The sequence below is a fragment of the Peribacillus sp. SIMBA_075 genome, assembly GCF_046534585.1.
This window is the reverse complement of sequence record NZ_JAWRYN010000003.1, coordinates 165,285-184,293: the sequence shown is the minus strand read 5'-3', so window position 1 is coordinate 184,293 and position 19,009 is coordinate 165,285. Positions and strand designations below refer to the sequence as shown.

22 protein-coding genes are annotated in these 19,009 nt (G+C 41.7%); all 22 read left to right on the top strand.

Features of this window, described 5'->3' with window-relative positions; all coding sequences use genetic code 11:
* Positions 1-47 precede the first annotated feature (47 nt).
* The 22 genes from SB775_RS04205 to SB775_RS04100 all read left to right on the top strand — a co-directional run bounded on the left by SB775_RS04205 (position 48) and on the right by SB775_RS04100 (position 19,009).
* Entirely contained in the window at positions 48-419 is a 372-nt protein-coding gene (locus tag SB775_RS04205) for an ATP synthase subunit I (RefSeq protein ID WP_061465708.1), read from the top strand.
* A gap of 19 nt (positions 420-438) precedes the next feature.
* Positions 439-1,155, top strand: coding sequence for a F0F1 ATP synthase subunit A (gene atpB / locus SB775_RS04200; protein WP_061465706.1), 717 nt, complete (start codon positions 439-441; stop codon positions 1,153-1,155).
* 72 nt (positions 1,156-1,227) lie between these two features.
* Positions 1,228-1,452 (top strand): F0F1 ATP synthase subunit C, encoded by a 225-nt coding sequence (gene atpE, locus SB775_RS04195; RefSeq protein WP_061141280.1) that lies wholly within the window; start codon positions 1,228-1,230, stop codon positions 1,450-1,452.
* Positions 1,453-1,602: 150 nt separating this feature from the next.
* The gene (gene atpF, locus SB775_RS04190; protein ID WP_061465704.1) at positions 1,603-2,121 is read left to right on the top strand and encodes a F0F1 ATP synthase subunit B; all 519 of its coding nucleotides are present in this window, start codon (positions 1,603-1,605) and stop codon (positions 2,119-2,121) included.
* Complete coding sequence (locus tag SB775_RS04185) at positions 2,118-2,654, top strand: F0F1 ATP synthase subunit delta (RefSeq protein WP_089362021.1); 537 nt, start codon at positions 2,118-2,120, stop codon at positions 2,652-2,654. The genes atpF and SB775_RS04185 overlap by 4 nt, the downstream gene beginning before the upstream one ends.
* A gap of 24 nt (positions 2,655-2,678) precedes the next feature.
* On the top strand, positions 2,679-4,187 hold the full coding sequence (gene atpA, locus SB775_RS04180) for a F0F1 ATP synthase subunit alpha (protein ID WP_061465699.1): 1,509 nt from the start codon (positions 2,679-2,681) through the stop codon (positions 4,185-4,187).
* A gap of 37 nt (positions 4,188-4,224) precedes the next feature.
* Positions 4,225-5,085 carry a F0F1 ATP synthase subunit gamma gene (locus SB775_RS04175; RefSeq protein WP_089362020.1) on the top strand — a complete coding sequence of 287 codons (861 nt, stop codon included), beginning with the start codon at positions 4,225-4,227 and terminating at the stop codon, positions 5,083-5,085.
* 88 nt (positions 5,086-5,173) lie between these two features.
* Complete coding sequence (atpD, locus tag SB775_RS04170; RefSeq protein WP_061465696.1) at positions 5,174-6,571, top strand: F0F1 ATP synthase subunit beta; 1,398 nt, start codon at positions 5,174-5,176, stop codon at positions 6,569-6,571.
* A gap of 25 nt (positions 6,572-6,596) precedes the next feature.
* Positions 6,597-6,998, top strand: coding sequence for a F0F1 ATP synthase subunit epsilon (locus SB775_RS04165; protein ID WP_061465694.1), 402 nt, complete (start codon positions 6,597-6,599; stop codon positions 6,996-6,998).
* A gap of 370 nt (positions 6,999-7,368) precedes the next feature.
* Entirely contained in the window at positions 7,369-7,743 is a 375-nt protein-coding gene (locus SB775_RS04160; protein WP_061465692.1) for an NADH-quinone oxidoreductase subunit A, read from the top strand.
* A 26-nt stretch (positions 7,744-7,769) separates the two neighbouring features.
* Positions 7,770-8,246: a NuoB/complex I 20 kDa subunit family protein gene (locus tag SB775_RS04155; RefSeq protein ID WP_176431826.1), complete on the top strand. Its 477-nt coding sequence runs from the start codon at positions 7,770-7,772 to the stop codon at positions 8,244-8,246.
* Positions 8,247-9,362: an NADH-quinone oxidoreductase subunit C gene (locus SB775_RS04150; protein WP_410860615.1), complete on the top strand. Its 1,116-nt coding sequence runs from the start codon at positions 8,247-8,249 to the stop codon at positions 9,360-9,362.
* 5 nt (positions 9,363-9,367) lie between these two features.
* Positions 9,368-10,465 carry an NADH-quinone oxidoreductase subunit D gene (locus SB775_RS04145; protein WP_410860614.1) on the top strand — a complete coding sequence of 366 codons (1,098 nt, stop codon included), beginning with the start codon at positions 9,368-9,370 and terminating at the stop codon, positions 10,463-10,465.
* Positions 10,466-11,473: an NADH-quinone oxidoreductase subunit NuoH gene (gene nuoH, locus SB775_RS04140; RefSeq protein WP_061465685.1), complete on the top strand. Its 1,008-nt coding sequence runs from the start codon at positions 10,466-10,468 to the stop codon at positions 11,471-11,473. It begins immediately after the preceding gene.
* A gap of 33 nt (positions 11,474-11,506) precedes the next feature.
* A complete protein-coding gene (nuoI, locus tag SB775_RS04135; RefSeq protein WP_061465683.1) occupies positions 11,507-11,926 on the top strand; it encodes an NADH-quinone oxidoreductase subunit NuoI in 420 nt (139 codons plus the stop codon).
* A complete protein-coding gene (locus SB775_RS04130; protein ID WP_061465681.1) occupies positions 11,923-12,441 on the top strand; it encodes an NADH-quinone oxidoreductase subunit J in 519 nt (172 codons plus the stop codon). The genes nuoI and SB775_RS04130 overlap by 4 nt, the downstream gene beginning before the upstream one ends.
* Positions 12,438-12,752, top strand: coding sequence for an NADH-quinone oxidoreductase subunit NuoK (gene nuoK / locus SB775_RS04125; protein ID WP_061465679.1), 315 nt, complete (start codon positions 12,438-12,440; stop codon positions 12,750-12,752). Before SB775_RS04130 ends, nuoK begins: the two co-directional genes overlap by 4 nt.
* 34 nt (positions 12,753-12,786) lie before the next feature.
* A complete protein-coding gene (gene nuoL / locus SB775_RS04120; protein ID WP_410860612.1) occupies positions 12,787-14,658 on the top strand; it encodes an NADH-quinone oxidoreductase subunit L in 1,872 nt (623 codons plus the stop codon).
* Positions 14,655-16,178, top strand: a complete 1,524-nt coding sequence (locus SB775_RS04115; protein ID WP_410860611.1) for a complex I subunit 4 family protein — start codon at positions 14,655-14,657, stop codon at positions 16,176-16,178. Before nuoL ends, SB775_RS04115 begins: the two co-directional genes overlap by 4 nt.
* 3 nt (positions 16,179-16,181) lie before the next feature.
* Entirely contained in the window at positions 16,182-17,708 is a 1,527-nt protein-coding gene (gene nuoN, locus SB775_RS04110; protein WP_410860610.1) for an NADH-quinone oxidoreductase subunit NuoN, read from the top strand.
* Positions 17,709-17,857: 149 nt separating this feature from the next.
* Positions 17,858-18,100 carry a DUF1146 family protein gene (locus SB775_RS04105; protein WP_061465671.1) on the top strand — a complete coding sequence of 81 codons (243 nt, stop codon included), beginning with the start codon at positions 17,858-17,860 and terminating at the stop codon, positions 18,098-18,100.
* Between the two features lie 159 nt (positions 18,101-18,259).
* Positions 18,260-19,009 carry a YwmB family TATA-box binding protein gene (locus SB775_RS04100; protein ID WP_185147775.1) on the top strand — a complete coding sequence of 250 codons (750 nt, stop codon included), beginning with the start codon at positions 18,260-18,262 and terminating at the stop codon, positions 19,007-19,009.

Below are 19,009 nucleotides of genomic sequence, written 5' to 3'. Positions count from 1 at the left end.
AGCTAACCACAGATTCTACAATATTTCTAGGGAGATTACATGACAAAATGCTAGAATTGGAAAAAATGTTCAATAGGCAACTAAAATACATGTTGTATTTAATGGGTATTTATGTACTTGGTGTGGGATTCACTCCATATGATTCAGTCTTCCAAGGATTATTGCTTGGTACTGCCTTCAGCCTATTTATATTCTGGTCAATGGTCAAAAAAAACAAAAAGTTCTCTCAAGAGGTTGCGGAAGGTAAGAAAACGCGCTCCCTTGGTAGTTTAACTAGAATGTCTGTAGCGGGTTTAGCTGCAATTATTGCATTGAGATATCCATATGAGTTTCAAGTGGTCTGTGTGGTTGTGGGATTAATGACGGTTTATTTTGTCATTATGATAGATTATTTTATGCAAAACATACGTAGGAAGTAAAGAAGAGAGGTGAATACTGTTGAATCATGAAGCTCCTATGTGGGAATTTATGGAGACTGGAATATATTTCAATTTGGCTAATGTGCTTATGATGACTATCGCAAGTCTCATTGTCTTCATAATTGCTGTTACAGCAACTCGTAAACTTGCGATGAAGCCAACAGGAATCCAAAACTTTATCGAATGGGTAATGGATTTTGTGAAAAACATCATAAACAGCAATATGGATTGGCGTACTGGTGGTCAGTTCCTAATGTTGGGAATGACATTAATTTTGTACGTATTTGTTTCAAATATGTTAGGATTGCCGTTCTCGATTGTAATAGGACATGAACTTTGGTGGAAATCACCTACATCTGATCCGGCAATAACTCTAACCTTGGCAGTTATGGTAATGGGATTAACTCATTATTATGGTATCAAGATGAGAGGTATGAAAAATTATGCCAAAACTTATGTCCAACCAATGGGTTTCTTGTTTCCGTTAAAGATTATTGAAGAGCTTTCCAATACGTTAACCCTTGGATTGCGGCTTTACGGAAATATTTATGCAGGTGAGTTACTTCTAACCTTACTGGCTGGTTTAGGAACAAGTAGCGCTTTAGGTGCAGTTACTGCTTTTATTCCAATGATGGCTTGGGAAGGATTTAGTGTCTTTGTTGGCTCGATTCAAGCATTTATTTTTACTATGTTAACGATGGTTTATCTTTCCCATAAAGTAAGTGACGACCATTAATTATAAAATTGTTCATTTCGAACATTATATTGATGAAAAAAATAAAACAACATTTCAAGGAGGAAATTTATCATGACAGGTTCTTTAGGTCTTATAGCTGCTGCTATCGCAGTTGGATTAGGTGCACTTGGTGCGGGTATTGGTAATGGTCTTATCGTTGGGCGTACAATTGAAGGGATGGCTCGTCAGCCAGAAGCTCGTGGTATGCTTCAAACTACAATGTTCGTCGGTATTGCGTTAGTTGAGGCACTACCAATCATCGCGGTAGTTATCGCGTTTATTGTTTTAGGTAAATAAGATAACTTGAAAAAGTTCAATAATGGCGAAGATGATCCAAGGAGACCCTTCGCCATTGCTCTGTGTTAAAGTGAACATTTATGGCACTTATAGTGTCAATTGAAAATACAGAACTTCAATAGTGAATCTCATGAAGGGAGTGAACCGAGCGTGTTAACAAGCAATTTTGTTCTTGGTCAAGCAATCCACTTTAATGGTGGGGATATCATATACCAGCTTTTAATCTTTATCATTTTGTTAGCGTTGCTTAAGAAGTTTGCATGGGGTCCGCTAATGGGCATCATGAAAGAACGTGAAGAGCATGTTGCAAATGAAATTGAAGCAGCTGAAGTTAGTAGAAAAGAAGCACTGAAGTATTTAGAAGAACAGCGTGAAATCGTAAAACAATCTCGTACTGAAGCGGGACAACTTATAGAGAATGCTAAACAACAAGGCGAAGCACAACGTGAAGATATTATCAATCAAGCGCGTGCAGAGGCTGAACGTGTTAAAGAATCAGCAAAACGTGAAATCGTTCAAGAGAGAGAAAAAGCAGTTGCCGCCTTGCGTGAGCAAGTAGCTTCTCTATCTGTCATGATCGCATCTAAGGTGATTGAGAAAGAACTTTCATCAGCTGATCAAGAAAAACTAATAAACGAATATATTCAAGAGGCAGGAGAAGGTAAATGAGCGATATAACTGTAGCAGGACGTTATGCTGTAGCTCTTTTCCAAATTGCGAAAGAGCAAAATCTCATTAACCAACTTGAAGAAGAGCTTCGCATAGTGAATGAAGTTTTTACAAAAGATAAAGAGCTTTTAGGTTTTTTGGCTCATCCTAAAATGACAAGCGATGCAAAACGTCAATTATTGACAAATGCATTTGCAGGTCTATCATCTTCCGTTCAAAACACTTTAATGTTAATGGTGGAGCGTCATCGTACAGATGAAGTGACTGCTATGGCACAAGAGTTCATTGAACTTGCGAATGAAGAAAATTCAGTTGCGGATGCGACTGTTTATACAGTTAATCCTTTAACTGAAGCTGAAGCAAAAGCTGTGTCTTCAGCTTTCGCTGCAAAAATCGGCAAACGGAATTTACGGATTACTAATATTACGGATAGCAATATCATTGGCGGCATCAAACTTCAAATCGGTAACCGCATTTATGACGGTACGATTAGCGGTAAGTTAGATCGCCTTAGCAAACAACTATTAGGTTAATATTCACAGATAGGGGTGAAATTCATGAGCATCAAAGCTGAAGAAATCAGTGCGCTGATTAAAAAGCAGATTGAAAACTATCAGTCGGAAATTAAAGTAAGCGATGTAGGTACGGTTATCACTGTTGGTGATGGTATCGCACGCGTTCATGGTTTAGATAATGCAATGTCTGGGGAGCTCTTAGAATTTTCCAATGGTTCAATGGGATTAGCACAAAACCTTGAGCAAAATAACGTGGGTGTTGTTATTCTTGGACCATTCAGAGACATTCAAGAAGGCAGTGAAGTTCGCCGTACTGGCAGAATCATGGAAGTGCCAGTTGGAGAAGAATTAATCGGACGTGTCGTGAATCCGCTTGGACAACCATTAGATGGTCTTGGCCCGATCGCTACGACAAAAACTCGTCCAATCGAAAGCCCTGCAACAGGTGTAATGGACCGTAAATCTGTTCATGAACCTTTACAAACAGGTATTAAAGCAATCGATGCATTAGTTCCAATCGGTCGTGGGCAACGTGAGTTAATCATTGGTGACCGTCAAACTGGTAAAACATCAGTTGCGATCGATACAATCCTTAACCAAGCTGACCAAGATATGATCTGTATCTATGTTGCTATCGGTCAAAAAGAATCAACGGTTCGTGGAACAGTTGAAACACTACGTAAAAATGGTGCATTGGATTACACAATCGTTGTATCTGCATCAGCTTCCCAACCGGCACCACTTTTATACCTAGCTCCATATGCTGGTGTGACTATGGGTGAAGAGTTCATGTTCGCTGGCAAGCACGTTCTTGTGGTTTATGATGATCTTTCTAAACAAGCATCTGCATACCGTGAACTTTCCTTGCTACTTCGTCGTCCTCCAGGCCGTGAAGCATTCCCAGGGGATGTATTCTACTTGCACTCCCGTTTACTTGAGCGTGCAGCAAAATTGAATGACACTTTAGGTGCCGGTTCAATCACTGCGCTTCCATTTGTTGAAACACAAGCTGGAGACATCTCTGCTTACATTCCAACAAACGTTATTTCCATCACTGATGGACAAATCTTCTTGCAATCCGATTTGTTCTTCTCAGGTGTACGTCCTGCGATTAACGCTGGTCTTTCCGTATCACGTGTTGGTGGATCTGCACAAATTAAAGCGATGAAAAAAGTTGCTGGTACATTACGTCTTGACTTGGCTTCATACCGTGAATTGGAAGCATTCGCTCAATTCGGTTCTGATCTTGATGCTGCAACACAAGCAAAACTTAACCGTGGTGCTCGTACAGTTGAAGTACTTAAGCAAGATCTAAACAAACCGATCAAAGTTGAAAAACAAGTCATGATTTTCTATGCATTGACGAAAGGTCATTTAGATGATATTCCTGTATCGGATATCCTTCGTTTTGAAGAAGAATACTATGTGTTCCTAGATCGTTCTCATCCAGAATTATTAGATCACATTCGCACAACTAAAGGTCTTCCTGAAGACGCTGCTATCGTTGCTGCAATTAACGAATTCAAAAAGAACTTCGTTATTTCCGAATAATAAGGTCTAACTAATTTATAAAGGGTGGTGAGAATGAATGGCCTCTTTACGCGATATTAAGTCTCGGATTACTTCAACGAAAAAGACGAGTCAAATTACAAAAGCGATGCAGATGGTATCTGCTTCTAAAATGAACCGTGCAGAAGCTAATGCTAAAGCATATGTTCCATATATGGAAAAAATTCAAGAAGTGGTTTCTAGTATTGCGAACGGAAGCACGGATGCATCTCATCCAATGCTTACTTCACGTCCAGTTAAGAAAACCGGTTACTTGGTAATCACATCTGACCGTGGATTGGCTGGGGCTTACAATAGTAGTATCCTTCGCCACGTTCATAAAACTATTCTTGAACGCCATAAATCCAATGATGAGTTCGTCATTATCGCAATCGGAAGGGTTGGCCGTGATTTCTTTGTCAGCCGTAACATGCACGTAGAGCTTGAGGTAACTGGGATTCCTGATCAGCCGTCTTTCGCTGACATCAGCGCCCTTGCTAAATCTACAGTGAATTTATATCTGAATGAACTGTGTGATGAGCTTTATATGTACTATAACCATTATGTCAGTCCAATCCAGCAGGATGTAACGGAAAAGCAAGTCCTTCCGTTAGCTGACTTCAATACTTCCAATGCTACATTGACTTCTTATGAATTTGAACCGAATGCAGAAGAAATTCTTGAGGTATTATTACCTCAGTACGCAGAAAGTTTGATTTATGGTGCTTTGTTAGATGGTAAAGCAAGTGAGCACTCTGCACGTATGACTGCAATGAAAAATGCAACCGATAATGCAAAAGAATTGATCGATTCACTTTCATTACAATATAACCGTGCACGTCAGGCAGCTATTACTCAAGAAATTACAGAGATTGTCGGCGGTGCAGCAGCTTTAGAATAAAATCATTAAAGGGGACGGTCGGCCCGGACGAAGCTTGGCCGTTCCATAAACTCGATAGTCGTTATAAGCAACGTTAGGAGGGAAAACGATGAATATAGGACGCGTTACTCAAGTTATGGGTCCGGTTGTTGACGTGAAATTCGAAGACGGACAACTTCCTAAGATCTATAACGCGTTAAGAATCGAAAATACAGCGTCTGGTACAGGACTAACTCTTGAAGTAGCCCTTCAACTAGGTGATAATACAGTTCGTACTGTAGCAATGTCTTCCACTGATGGTTTAACCCGTGGTGCAGAGACTGTTGATACAGGAGCTCCAATTTCCGTTCCTGTAGGTGAAGTTACTCTAGGTCGTGTTTTCAACGTATTAGGGGAAAACATTGACTTATTTGAACCACTTACAGCAGAGGTGCGTCGTGATCCAATTCACAGACAAGCACCAACATTTGAAGAATTATCAACATCCGTTGAAATTCTTGAAACGGGTATTAAAGTAGTAGATTTACTTGCACCTTACATCAAAGGTGGTAAAATCGGTCTTTTCGGTGGTGCCGGTGTTGGTAAAACTGTACTTATCCAAGAACTTATTAATAACATCGCACAAGAGCACGGCGGTATCTCGGTATTCGCTGGTGTAGGTGAGCGTACTCGTGAAGGTAATGACCTATTCTACGAGATGACTGATTCTGGTGTTATTAAGAAAACTGCGATGGTATTCGGACAAATGAACGAGCCACCAGGCGCACGTATGCGTGTAGCACTAAGCGGTTTGACAATGGCTGAATATTTCCGTGATGAACAAGGACAAGACGTTCTTTTCTTCATCGATAACATTTTCCGTTTCACACAAGCAGGTTCTGAGGTTTCTGCCCTACTAGGCCGTATGCCTTCAGCGGTAGGTTACCAACCAACGCTTGCTACAGAAATGGGTCAATTACAAGAACGTATCACTTCAACTAATAAAGGTTCAGTTACATCCATTCAAGCGATCTATGTACCTGCCGATGACTATACGGATCCGGCTCCAGCTACAACTTTCGCTCACTTAGATGCAACAACAAACCTTGAGCGTAAACTTTCTGAGATGGGTATTTACCCTGCAGTTGATCCATTGGCGTCATCTTCTCGTGCTCTTAGCCCAGAAATCGTTGGAGCTGAGCACTATAAAGTGGCTCGTCAAGTTCAATCGACTTTACAGAAGTATAAAGAATTACAAGATATCATTGCCATCTTGGGTATGGACGAATTAAGCGAAGACGAAAAAGTAATCGTTGCCCGTGCTCGTAGAATTCAAAACTTCTTGTCACAAAACTTCCACGTGGCTGAACAATTCACTGGTCAAAAAGGATCTTATGTACCAGTTAAAGAAACAGTCCAAGGATTCAAAGATATCCTAGCTGGAAAATATGACGAACTTCCTGAAGATGCTTTCCGTCTGGTTGGCCGCATCGAAGAAGTTATTGCTAAAGCAAAAGAAATGGCTTAATTAAAGGGACCTAGGAGGGAATGAAATGAAGACCATTAAAGTCAATGTTGTTACTCCCGATGGCCCAGTATATGATGCAGAAGTTGAAATGGTAAGCACTAAAGCTAAAAGCGGTGAGCTGGGAATTATGGCTGGACACATTCCAACTGTAGCCCCACTTACCATTGGTGCTGTCCGTCTTAAAAATGGAAGCAACACAGACTATGTAGCTGTAAATGGTGGCTTCTTAGAAGTTCGCCCTGATGTGGTAACCATTTTAGCTCAATCTGCTGAAAGAGCTGAAACTATCGATCTTGCACGTGCTCAAGAAGCAAAAGCTCGTGCTGAACAAAGATTGCAGAACAATGATGGATCAAATGACGCCAAAAGAGCTGATTTAGCGCTTAAACGTGCCATCAACCGGATCCAAATTGCAGAAATGCGATAACTTTAAATGATGAAAACATCTGATTGAACCATTCGTGGTAAAATCAGGTGTTTTTTTATTTACCCAAATGGTTTTGAGGATTTTTGTCATTGAACGTCGTAATTAGGAAAAAACTGTTGATCATTCGACATAAAAATCGAATTATGGAATGTAGTTTTTTTACCATATTAATCCTTACGGTCGTCGACATTAGATTGTCTTGATGATATAATGTATACGCTTACATCAATTGCTTCATACCCCTCCTTGTCACTTTGCTTCTAAAAGAATGTTACCCTGCATAATATTTAAAAATGGTATCCAACAAAAAAGAAGACAAGCAAATTTTTAATGCACATTTATCATGATTTATCCATAAAGGGAGATGAACATGGGACAGCTGCATATTTACCAAAATAACTATTTAATTGTATTTGTTTTTCTTTGTCTTGGGATTCTATTACCTGTAATCGCATTATTTCTTGGTAGACTGCTAAGACCTTATAAACCTACAGATATGAAGCATACGACTTATGAAAGTGGAATCGAGCCTTTTCATGATTCAAGGGTTCAATTCAATGTCAGGTATTATCTATTCGGATTGATGTTCGTCATATTTGACGTAGAAACGGTTTTTCTCTATCCATGGGCGGTTGCCTACGATGAACTTGGGCTGTTTGCGCTGATTGAAATGCTATTTTTTGTCCTTATCCTTATGCTAGGGCTAATCTACGCTTGGAAAAAGAAGGTGTTAAAGTGGAATTGAAGTTAGATGAACTTACCGCTAAAGAAATGGAAGAAATGCGTCACAGTATTTTTTTATCCACACTTGAACAAATAAAAGGCTGGGCTAGAAGTAACTCGCTCTGGCCAATGACTTTCGGTTTAGCTTGCTGTGCAATTGAAATGATGGGTGTAGGTTCCTCTCATTATGATTTGGACCGTTTTGGTTCATTTTTTCGGACATCACCGAGACAATCGGATGTCATGATTGTCTCAGGAACGGTAACGAAAAAAATGGCTCCAATAATAAGTAGATTATACGACCAAATGCCAGAACCGAAATGGGTCATTGCAATGGGATCCTGTGCAACTGCGGGAGGGCCCTATGTGAACTCATACTCTGTGGTCAAAGGAGTAGATCAAATTGTACCTGTTGATGTATATATACCGGGGTGTCCCCCAAACCCAGCTGCACTTATTTATGGAATCAATAAATTAAAAGAAAAAATCCGTTACGAGGCAAAAACCGGAAAGCGGGTGATATAGATGAGTGAGAAGGAAGACTTAGTGAAACAAAAGGCAGCGGCAGCGGCCAAGGCGAAGGCTGTAGCGTTAGCCCGAAAACAGGCGAAGGGGGAAGCGGCAGAAAAGCCGGAAGTCGAAACGGATATAGCGAAGCAAAAGGCGGCGGCAGCAGCCAAGGCGAAGGCTGCAGCATTGGCTCGGAAAAAGGCGAAAGCTGAAAGTGCAGAAAAGCCGGAGGGCGAAACGGATATAACGAAGCAAAAGGCGGCGGCAGCGGCCAAGGCGAAGGCTGCAGCATTGGCTCGGAAAAAGGCGAAAGCTGAAAGTGCAGAAAAGCCGGAAGTCGAAACGGATATAGCGAAGCAAAAGGCGGCGGCAGCGGCCAAGGCGAAGGCTGCAGCATTGGCTCGGAAAAAGGCGAAAGCTGAAAGTGTAGAAAAGCCGGAAGGCGAAACGGATATAGCGAAGCAAAAGGCGGCGGCAGCGCCCAAGGCTGCAGCATTGGCTCGGAAAAAGGAATCAAGGGATAATGATGATGATGATTTTGAAAATGCGAAGGCAAAGGCTATTGCAGCTGCCAAAGCGAAAGCCGCTGCTGCTGCGAAGACCAGGACCACTGTAAAGGAAAGCACGGAAGATAACACCCCAGATGAACCTTCCCCAAATCAGGCTAAACTTGATCGAATTGTTCATGCTATTGAAAGGCATGTAGGACAAGAGGCATTAATAGACCACTATATTAATAGACTATCAAAAGATGTACCCACTTTAGTGGCTAATCCGGATACATATTTCTCAATAGCAAAATTTCTGCGAAATGATGAGCAGCTTAACTTTTCGTATTTATCGGAGCTTCATGGTACGGATTTTGAATCCCATATGGAAATCTATGTGCATTTACATTCATTCAATATGAACCAATCGGTTGCCTTAAAGGTGAAGCTGGATAGGGATTCTCCCCTTATTCCATCATTGGTTCCATTATGGTCAGGAGCAAATTGGCCGGAATGTGAGGCGTATGATTTATTAGGTATTAACTTTCAGGAACACCCTGATTTAAAGCGAATTTTACTTGGTGATGATTGGAAAGGGTATCCCCTTAGAAAAGATTATCAGCCTTATGATGTGGAGGTGTAAGCCCAATGTTAAGGACGGAAGAAATGCTTCTCAATGTCGGGCCGCAGCATCCGAGTACACATGGTGTTTTTAGGCTTGTCATCAAGATTGACGGTGAAATTATAAAAGAGGCCACCCCGGTCATTGGGTATTTGCATCGAGGTACGGAGAAACTAGCAGAAAAACTGCAATATACACAAATAATTCCATATACCGACCGGCTCGATTATCTAGCCGCAATGACAAATAATTATGTACTTTGCCATGCTGTTGAAACAATGATGGGAGTGGATATCCCCGAAAGGGCAGAATATTTGCGTGTTATCGCGATGGAATTGGGCAGAGTTGCAAGCCACCTTGTCTGGTGGGGTACATACCTGCTTGATATAGGTGCGACGAGCCCTTTCTTATACGCTTTTCGAGAACGTGAAATGATCGTTAACTTATTGACTGAATTGTCAGGGGCACGACTCACATTCAATTATATGCGTGTTGGAGGTGTGAAATGGGATGCGCCTGACGACTGGATTGTGAAGGTGGCCGAGTTTGTACCATATATGAGGGAGCAGCTTATCGGTTACCATGAGCTTGTAACAGGGAATGAAATCTTTGTGAATCGAGTTAAAGGGGTGGGCATCTATACGAAAGAAGAAGCGCTGCAGTATTCACTTAGCGGTGCTAACTTAAGGTGTACGGGTGTGAAATGGGATTTGCGAAAGAATGAACCATATTCCATTTACGACAGGTTCACCTTTGATGTTCCTACACGGGAAGAGGGTGATGCCTTTTCACGCTATCACTGTAGAATGGAAGAAATCGAAGAATCACTGAAAATCATCGAGCAGGCGGTTGAGCAATTTCCAGAAGGGCCGGTCCTTGCTAAGGTCCCGAAAATAATAAAGGTTCCTAAGGGTGAAGCGTTTGTCCGGATTGAATCACCAAGAGGGGAAATCGGCTGTTATATCGCGAGTGAAGGCAAAAAGGAGCCATATCGTTTGAAATTTCGAAGGCCTTCATTTTATAATCTGCAAATTCTTCCGAAATTATTGGAAGGGGAAAATATGGCGAACTTGATAACGATATTAGGGGCTATCGATATCGTTTTAGGGGAGGTGGATGGATAAATGATCAAGGATTTGCTCCACTCCACTCCAAGCCTACTGAATTTTGGCATATTTTTTGGTTTGGCAGTCCTGCTGTTATTCGTTGTATTAGGGTTTGTAACATATGGAATCCTATCAGAGCGGAAAATCATGGGGTTCATGCAGCTGCGTGTCGGCCCCAACCAAATTGGGGGTAAATGGGGGCTCTTGCAGACCGTTGCAGATGTTTTGAAACTTCTGATCAAGGAAGATACTATACCAAAAAAAGCCGATAAGCCGCTATATATATTAGCTCCAGTGATTGCTTTTGCTCCGGCTTTCATGGTCCTGGCCACCTTGCCGTTCACCGATGCCTTCCAATTTGCTGATATAGGTGTCGGACTGCTTTATTATATCGCCATTTCCGGCATATCGACAATCGGCATCGTCACTGCGGGTTGGGCATCCAATAATAAATATTCTTTGATTGGCGGAATGAGGGCAGCCGCTCAAATGATATCTTATGAGATTCCGTTGGTGATGTCGCTAGTGGGAATAGTCCTCTTAACAGGTAGTTTAAATTTGAATGAAATAGTCGCAGCCCAGGAGAAGGTTTGGTTCATTTTTCTTCAGCCGCTTGCGTTCATCGTGTTTTTTATTGCATCGGTTGCCGAGCTGAACAGGGTTCCTTTTGACCTTCCGGAAGCGGAGTCCGAGCTTGTTGCAGGCTATCATGTTGAATACTCTGGATTTCGCTGGGCCTTCTTTATGTTATCCGAATATGTGTATATGTTTGCAATGGCTACACTAACCACTGTATTATTTTTAGGGGGATGGAATTCTATTCCGTTTTTGGATTTTATTCCGGCAGCCATCTGGTTCGGTCTGAAGTTTAGTGCTGTTTTCTATGTATTGGTCTGGATCCGTGTAACTTTTCCTCGTATAAGGGCAGATCAATTGATGGAATTCGGATGGAAAGTGCTGCTTCCGGTTGCATTAGCAAATATATTTTTGACGGCAATTATAAAAGAATTAATTAAACTTTTTTAAAAACTTGAGCTGGTCAGAAAGCGAGGGATTTATATGCTTGGTTTAGCAAAAGGTTTGACCTATACATTAAAGAACTTGACGAGGAAAAAAGTGACCTATGACTACCCGAATGAGCCGCTGCCGCTCCCTGACCGATTCCGAGGAATCCAAAAATTTTATCCTGAAAAGTGTATTGTATGTAATCAATGCGTGACGATTTGTCCAACCGATTGTATTCAATTAACTGGTAAAAAACATCCGGACCAGTCGAAAAAAGGTAAAATCATTGATACGTATGACATTAATTTCGAAATTTGCATTTTGTGTGATTTATGTACGGAGGTCTGCCCTACAGAAGCAATCGTGATGACGAATCAATTTGAGCTGGCGGAGTATAGCCGTGAACATTTATTTAAAAATCTGGAGTGGCTGGATGAAAATGATGAGAATATCCGGAAGGTGAATAAAGTATGAGTTTGTCCGGTGAATTAATTGCCTTTTTTGGTTTGGCACTCGTCGCCATTTTAGGCGGGGTACTGCTAATTACCTTAACTAAAGTAGTGCACATGGTAATTGCACTCGTTTTTACTTTCTTGAGCATTGCTGGCATTTATATGGTACTTTCGGCCGAGTTCGTCGCCATTGTCCAAATCCTTATTTATTCAGGGGCAATTACGATCGTGATGTTATTTGGAATTATGCTCACGAAACACCAAGAAAGTGATGAACCCGCTAAAGGGGGTTGGGGGAAATTCTCCTTGCTGGCAGCGATTGCTGGATTTGCCGTGGCGGTTTATCTAGGGATTTATAATCTGGATATACCTGTACAGCCTACCGCCTTGCATGAGGAAAATACAAAACAAATAGGAATCGAACTTTTTTCAAAATATGTGATTCCATTTGAAGTAATGTCGGTACTCCTGCTTGTTGCTTTAGTCGGCGCCATCGTATTGGCTAAAAAGGATGATGAGGAGGGAGATCAATCATGACGGGAGTTCCCTTGTCGGCCTATCTTGTATTGGCACTCGTTTTGTTTTGTATAGGGCTATATGGCGCTTTGACGAAAAGAAATGCGGTCATTGTATTGATTTCAATCGAACTGATGCTGAACGCTGCGAATATTAACTTAATTGCCTTCAGTAAATTCGGGGTAACGCCATCCATTACGGGCCAAGTGTTTTCATTATTCACGATTACAATCGCTGCAGCCGAGGCAGCTGTAGGGCTCGCTATTTTAATGTCCCTTTATCGCAACCGGAAGACGGTCAATGTCGATGAAATGGATATCATGAAGCATTGAAGGTTTATATAAATGAAGAAGGGGATTTGATACGATGATGGAGAACGCTTGGCTCATACCGATCTTTCCACTCGTCACGTTTCTGGTTCTGCTTCTATCAGGTGGGCGGTTGAGGGAACGAGGGGCTCATATAGGAATTATATGTACTTTGGCTTCGTTTGTTTTATCTTTGCTTGCCTTGATAGAACGGTTTAAAGAACCTACTTATAAAATATCGATTGATTGGCTTTCCTTCGGAAGGACGCAACTAACAGCGGGATTTGAAATCAATCAGCTTAATGCCTTGATGCTTGTGGTCGTTTCCCTTGTCAGCCTGCTTGTTCAGATATATTCGAAGGGGTATATGAAGGGTGAAGTGCGATTCTCCATTTTTTATGCTTATCTGGGCTTCTTCACCTTTGCCATGCTTGGGCTTGTCATGGCACCTAATTTATTACAACTATATTTCTTTTGGGAATTGGTCGGGGTGGGGTCTTTCCTGCTTATTGGGTTTTACTTTTATAAAGAGGAAGCTAAGAATGCAGCAAAGAAGGCATTCATCATGACAAGGATTGGGGATGTAGGGCTCTTAATCGGTATTATTCTACTATTCTGGGAAACAGGCAGCTTTGAATATGGGGAGATCTTTCAAGCCGTTCAATCGGACGTTATATCAAGTGGAAGGTTGACCTTGATCGCTATTTTGATTTTTATCGGTGCGGTTGGGAAGTCGGGACAATTTCCACTGCACACATGGCTTCCGGATGCAATGGAGGGACCGACTCCGGTTTCCGCATTGATTCACGCAGCAACTATGGTTGCTGCAGGGGTTTATCTGGTGGCGACCATGTTTCCGTTATTCCTGGCCAGTTTTGCTGCGATGCAGGTCGTAGCAATAACAGGTGGATTTACAGCCATCTTTGCCGCAAGCATTGCTATAGTGCAAAAGGATGTTAAGCGCGTATTGGCCTATTCGACAATCTCTCAGCTTGGTTTTATGATGCTTGCTTTGGGTACTGCTGGATATGTGGCGGGGGTGTTTCATTTAATGACCCATGCCTTTTTTAAAGCATTGCTGTTTTTGGCAGCAGGCAGTGTTGTTCATGCTATACATACACAGGATTTGGAAAAGATGGGCGGATTATGGGGTAAATTGAATTGGACTGGGCCGCTGTTCTTGACTGGCACTTTGGCGATATCAGGATTCCCCTTGCTCTCCGGTTTTTTCAGTAAAGATGAAATTCTAATGGCAGCTTGGGAGAATGGAAATTATGTTTTGTTTGGACTGGCGGCTATTACCTCCTTTTTAACTGCGTTTTATATGTTCCGGCTGTTTTTCATGATCTTTGCAGGAGATTCACGCAGTCAAGTAAAACAGGTCAATGAATCACCTTCCATCATGCTACTTCCCATGCTCGTATTGGGATTGCTTGCTGTAATCAGTGGATATATCCAAACACCTTGGTTTGGAGATTTCCTGGGAGAGTGGCTTTTGGAGGGAAATGAAAATCTTCTAGGCGCCAGCCATAGTGAGGGACCTGTTTGGATAATGTTCATGGCCGTTCTTGTATCGCTGGCCGGGATATTCCTTGCTTATACGATTTACGCTAAAAAGAGGTTACATCCGGGCTGGCTTGTTAAGGAAAACTCCGAGTTATATAGAATTTTGGAAAATAAGTATTATATTGATGAGATTTATCATTTCACTGTAGGCCATGCAATCAAAGGCTTCAGTATATTCCTATCTTATTTCGAAAGATTCATTGTCGGTGGCTTGGTATCCACTGTTACAAGTTCAATAGAAGGATTGGGGAAAATAGGGTCTAAATTGCAAACGGGACAGGTACAGCAATATGGAATGATAGCCTTTCTGGGACTTGCGGTACTGTTGGTGATTTTTGCAGTAACTGGGGGGTATCTAAGATGAATGTCTATTTACTCTCGCTTTTAGTGTTTTCACCTCTGCTGGGCATAGTGATGGTTGCCCTTATGCCGAAAAAAGAGGAAAGGACGATTAAACAATTTGGATTTTTCGGAACACTGCCTCCCCTTTTCCTATCGTTCTTTCTATGTAGCCAATATTATTCGGGTGTGGCCCTATCCTTATTTGACATTAAGTTGAATTGGATAAGATTTGGGGATTTGGAGATGTATGATCCCAAGCTCTTCACGGTTGACTTTGAGTTGGGGCTGGATGGATTAAGTCTTATCTTCATATTACTGACGACAATCATTTCTTCACTGGCCGCAATCGCATCCATTTATATAAAAAAAGGATGGAAAGGTTATTATTTGTTATTTTTAATCTTGGAGATTGGGATGCTTGGTGTCTTCACGGCAGAAAATTTGATCCTTTTTTTCATATTTTTTGAAATGACGCTGATTCCCGCTTTCTTTTTAATTGGTAGATGGGGCTTTCTGGAGAGGGAGAAAGCGTCTTATAGTTTTCTGATTTATAATGGCATTGGTTCGGCGGTTTTATTGGTGGCCATTTTGATTTTGTTTGCCAGGACAGGTACGACCAATATTGCGGCTTTGACACAGATTATGACAATGGGCGGTGTTTCGCTTTTTGCACCAATATCCGGTTCGATGAAGTTTGGTTTATGTCTGGCCTTTCTCGTTGCATTTGCGATAAAGCTGCCCGTATTTCCCTTTCACAGCTGGATGGTGCGCGTCCATGCAGAAGCACCTCCATCCATAGTGATGATTCATGCAGGTGTACTATTGAAAATAGGGGCATATGGAATCATCCGGTTTGGAATGGGGATATTTCCTGAACAATATAAAAGCTTGGCCTTTACCGTTGTCCTATTTGGGGTCCTCAGTTTTTTATATGGTGCATTTTTAGCATTGGTACAAACGGATTTTAAACTTGTTTTAGCATACTCGTCAATCTCACATATGGGAATCGTCATGATGGGGCTGGGAGCCTTGAATGAAGCGGGCATTCAGGGAGCAATTTTTCAAGTCATCTCACATGGTCTTATTGCTGCTTTGTTATTTTTCTTGGTGGCTGTGTTGTATGAGCGGACGGGAACCACCATGCTTCCTAAGCTTGGGGGATTGGCCAAGTCGATGCCGATTTTTTCAGGCTTCATGTTAGCATGCGGGCTGGCCTCACTCGGTTTGCCTGGCATGTCGGGCTTCATCAGTGAATTCATGGTATTTCTTGGCTTGTTCAAGAGTCAGCCATTGCTTGCAGCAATTGGGGTGATCGGGCTGGTATTAACCGCTGTCTATATACTGAGGGCGGTCATGTTGCTGACGTTCGGGAAAAATGATAGTTTGGTAGAGAAAGAGAAACGGGACCTTAGAGGCTGGGAGCTTGTACCAGCAACGGTTCTTCTCGGTTTGATAATATCCGTTGGGGTATACCCAAATTTGTTAGGCGGGCCTCTTCAAGGAACGATTAAAGCCATGATGCTAGCTCTAGGGGGGCGATGAAGGATGGAGTGGAACACGATGCTTTCTTATGATTGGGGAGCGATGATGCCGGAATTCATCATCCTTGGAACGGCCATGATCCTTTCGGTATTGGATTTATTCTGGCCGAAGCACTTTAATCGGAGAAAACTGGCATGGCTCGCGCTAACCGGAATCATTTTGGCATGTTTGTCACTGATTAGCTTACTATCCTTTGAGACAGTCAGTATCTTATCCGATACGTTTCGTTTAGATTCTTTTGCAAAAGCATTTAAGCTGCTCCTATTATTCGGGGCGGGCCTAATCATCCTTCTGGCTGAAGGCTATGAACCGCAAGAGGGGCTGCGAGAGCATCGGGGGGAATTTTATTATCTGTTCCTGACCGCTTTGCTTGGAGCGATGGTCATGTCCTCAAGCGGGGATTTGATAACACTGTTCGTTGGATTGGAACTTCTTTCACTTTCATCCTATATATTAGTCGGAATGCGTAAACATGATCGGAAGTCTAACGAAGCGTCCATGAAGTATGTGATAAACGGAGGTATTTCCACGGCGATCACTTTATTCGGGATGAGCTATTTATATGGAGTGACTGGTTCTGTCAATCTAGGCGAGATGAGCCGGACGATGGCAGCGATGACGGATGGTCAGCTGCAATATATTATGGGCCTCGCTTTCTTCATGGTATTTGTCGGTTTATCCTTCAAGATAGCTGCCGCACCATTTCATATGTGGGCACCTGATATATATGAGGGGGCACCGACACCAGTTGTAGCCTTCTTAAGTGTAATTTCGAAAATAGCGGGTTTCGTCATCATCCTGCGCATTTTTCTTTCGTTGTTCCTAACAGCTTCCGGCGATACCTTCGGAGCACTCGACTTTTTGGAAAAAAATAATATCTATATAGCTTCATTGGCAGGTCTGACAATCATCATTGGAAATGTGGTTGCGTTAAGGCAGCAAAATCTAAAACGATTGTTCGCTTATTCAAGCATTGCCCATGCGGGTTACCTCCTTGTAGCGGTGGCCACATTGGGCGGGGGATATTTCCTGATCGATACAGTCTGGTTTTACCTAATGGCTTATGTATTAATGAATATCGGTGCATTTGCAGTCATTCAGCTGCTCGCCAGCCAAAGTGGATCAGAAGACATTAGCATTCTTGCAGGACTTGGGAGGAAATCACCGTTTCTTGCCATAGGATTTACTGTATTTATCCTATCGCTTGCAGGAATTCCCGGGACGACAGGATTCATTGGCAAACTCAATATATTCCTTGGAACATTCATTACGGAACCTGGACATTTTGTCCTTGCGGGAATCATGATTGCCGGTACTGTTGTGTCCTATGTGTATTATTTCGGATTATTGGTTCAAGTCTTTTTCCGGCCCATTCATTCAGGGAAGGTCATTAAAATTCGTTCGGGTCTATCCGCCGTGTTGATCATTTGCGTAATAGGCACCATACTTTTCGGGGTGGCGCCAAATATTGCCTTAGATTTTATTCATGATCAATTCGGTGAATTTACAGACTTTATTTCGAGTAAATGATATAATGCCTGTATCAGAGGCTTGCTCCATTGGATCAAGCCTCTATTTACAGTTTTAAAAAGAAATTTTGCAATTCTTCCTTTTATATTCCAAATACGAAGGGGTTTTGTGTTAGAATAGAAGACGGGTGTCTTTTAGGAGGTATGTACATGTTTTCAGCAATGGGACAGCAAGCTTTAACAGGAATAATTGCACACTTGTTTTTCATTGCAGTTACCTGGTGGGCTTTACAGGCATTACACTTTGATAAAATCTTAAGATCCAATTCGGTCATCAAGGCCAGGGTTTTATATATTTTATTAACGGTTGCCATCGGTTCAGTTGTGAGTAATTTCTTCCTTGACTACCTGGGATTTGCAAACCAACTCCCGTATATGTTTAGTGATGACTGATAAGCTGTAAGGCTCTTCTTATAGCAAAATATGATTCTACTCTTGTATTCGCTTTTGCTTCCTGCCATTTGTCAGGTGGAAGGTGTCACCAATTGTCGGAAAACTCGAAGTATGATCTCTCTCCTTATGGAAAGAATGATAAAAGGGGAGGGATTTAACATGTATAATTTAAACAAAAAAATGTTAACATACATAGTATTTCTTGGTTTGATGGTGATTTTAATTGGGAATAGTACGATTGTGGCAGAAAGTAAACCAGATATAGTTAAATTGGTGGGACTGTTACAAAAGGATAAGGATTTGGACATAGGGGATTGGTCTGTACTCGCTAGAGAAATAAATAAAGAGATTACAACTAAACAAGAGTTTGAAAGAGAAGTTACGGCTTTAAAACGAAAATACCCTCAATTTCAATGGCACCGGAAAGATGATGCTTCCGGCTGGAAGGCTGAGGCGTTAACTTACAATGTCGATTCAGGTCTAACCGAGTCCATCAAAATAATGACAACGGAAGAGAAATTTGATAAAGTTACCTATGTCATTTACGAAGTGAAGGGAAAAGAGTGGGAAAAAGCTAATTCGGCATTTTTTACAACTACGTTCCAGAACAGGGTGAATGAACTATTTATAGGGACTCCTTCAATTTTTTCTTGTATTAAAGGGTCTATCAATGATAATATGGATTCGGTTTTAAACGCTAAAACTGAAGACCTGTTAGATATGTTCCAAGCAAGGGAAATTGAGAGTGTGCATGAAACAAACTTTACATCTATATCTGCACATTCAACATTGTTTAAACAACCTTTGACAAAAGAAAAATTAAATTTGCAGTTTGGGCTACGGACAGAAGGATTGGGTGACCGAACGAACTTTGTAGTTGGCACACCAATCATAACGTTTGAATATTAA

Bases quoted from the DNA above. Each gene is read 5' to 3' on its own strand.
- SB775_RS04205 (WP_061465708.1), top strand. From the start codon at position 48: ATGCTAGAATTGGAAAAAATGTTCAATAGGCAACTAAAATACATGTTG.
- atpE (WP_061141280.1), top strand. From the start codon at position 1,228: ATGACAGGTTCTTTAGGTCTTATAGCTGCTGCTATCGCAGTTGGATTA.
- SB775_RS04185 (WP_089362021.1), top strand. From the start codon at position 2,118: ATGAGCGATATAACTGTAGCAGGACGTTATGCTGTAGCTCTTTTCCAA.
- atpA (WP_061465699.1), top strand. From the start codon at position 2,679: ATGAGCATCAAAGCTGAAGAAATCAGTGCGCTGATTAAAAAGCAGATT.
- SB775_RS04175 (WP_089362020.1), top strand. From the start codon at position 4,225: ATGGCCTCTTTACGCGATATTAAGTCTCGGATTACTTCAACGAAAAAG.
- atpD (WP_061465696.1), top strand. From the start codon at position 5,174: ATGAATATAGGACGCGTTACTCAAGTTATGGGTCCGGTTGTTGACGTG.
- SB775_RS04165 (WP_061465694.1), top strand. From the start codon at position 6,597: ATGAAGACCATTAAAGTCAATGTTGTTACTCCCGATGGCCCAGTATAT.
- SB775_RS04160 (WP_061465692.1), top strand. From the start codon at position 7,369: ATGGGACAGCTGCATATTTACCAAAATAACTATTTAATTGTATTTGTT.
- SB775_RS04155 (WP_176431826.1), top strand. From the start codon at position 7,770: ATGGAAGAAATGCGTCACAGTATTTTTTTATCCACACTTGAACAAATA.
- SB775_RS04150 (WP_410860615.1), top strand. From the start codon at position 8,247: ATGAGTGAGAAGGAAGACTTAGTGAAACAAAAGGCAGCGGCAGCGGCC.
- SB775_RS04145 (WP_410860614.1), top strand. From the start codon at position 9,368: ATGTTAAGGACGGAAGAAATGCTTCTCAATGTCGGGCCGCAGCATCCG.
- nuoH (WP_061465685.1), top strand. From the start codon at position 10,466: ATGATCAAGGATTTGCTCCACTCCACTCCAAGCCTACTGAATTTTGGC.
- nuoI (WP_061465683.1), top strand. From the start codon at position 11,507: ATGCTTGGTTTAGCAAAAGGTTTGACCTATACATTAAAGAACTTGACG.
- SB775_RS04130 (WP_061465681.1), top strand. From the start codon at position 11,923: ATGAGTTTGTCCGGTGAATTAATTGCCTTTTTTGGTTTGGCACTCGTC.
- nuoK (WP_061465679.1), top strand. From the start codon at position 12,438: ATGACGGGAGTTCCCTTGTCGGCCTATCTTGTATTGGCACTCGTTTTG.
- nuoL (WP_410860612.1), top strand. From the start codon at position 12,787: ATGATGGAGAACGCTTGGCTCATACCGATCTTTCCACTCGTCACGTTT.
- SB775_RS04115 (WP_410860611.1), top strand. From the start codon at position 14,655: ATGAATGTCTATTTACTCTCGCTTTTAGTGTTTTCACCTCTGCTGGGC.
- nuoN (WP_410860610.1), top strand. From the start codon at position 16,182: ATGGAGTGGAACACGATGCTTTCTTATGATTGGGGAGCGATGATGCCG.
- SB775_RS04105 (WP_061465671.1), top strand. From the start codon at position 17,858: ATGTTTTCAGCAATGGGACAGCAAGCTTTAACAGGAATAATTGCACAC.
- SB775_RS04100 (WP_185147775.1), top strand. From the start codon at position 18,260: ATGTATAATTTAAACAAAAAAATGTTAACATACATAGTATTTCTTGGT.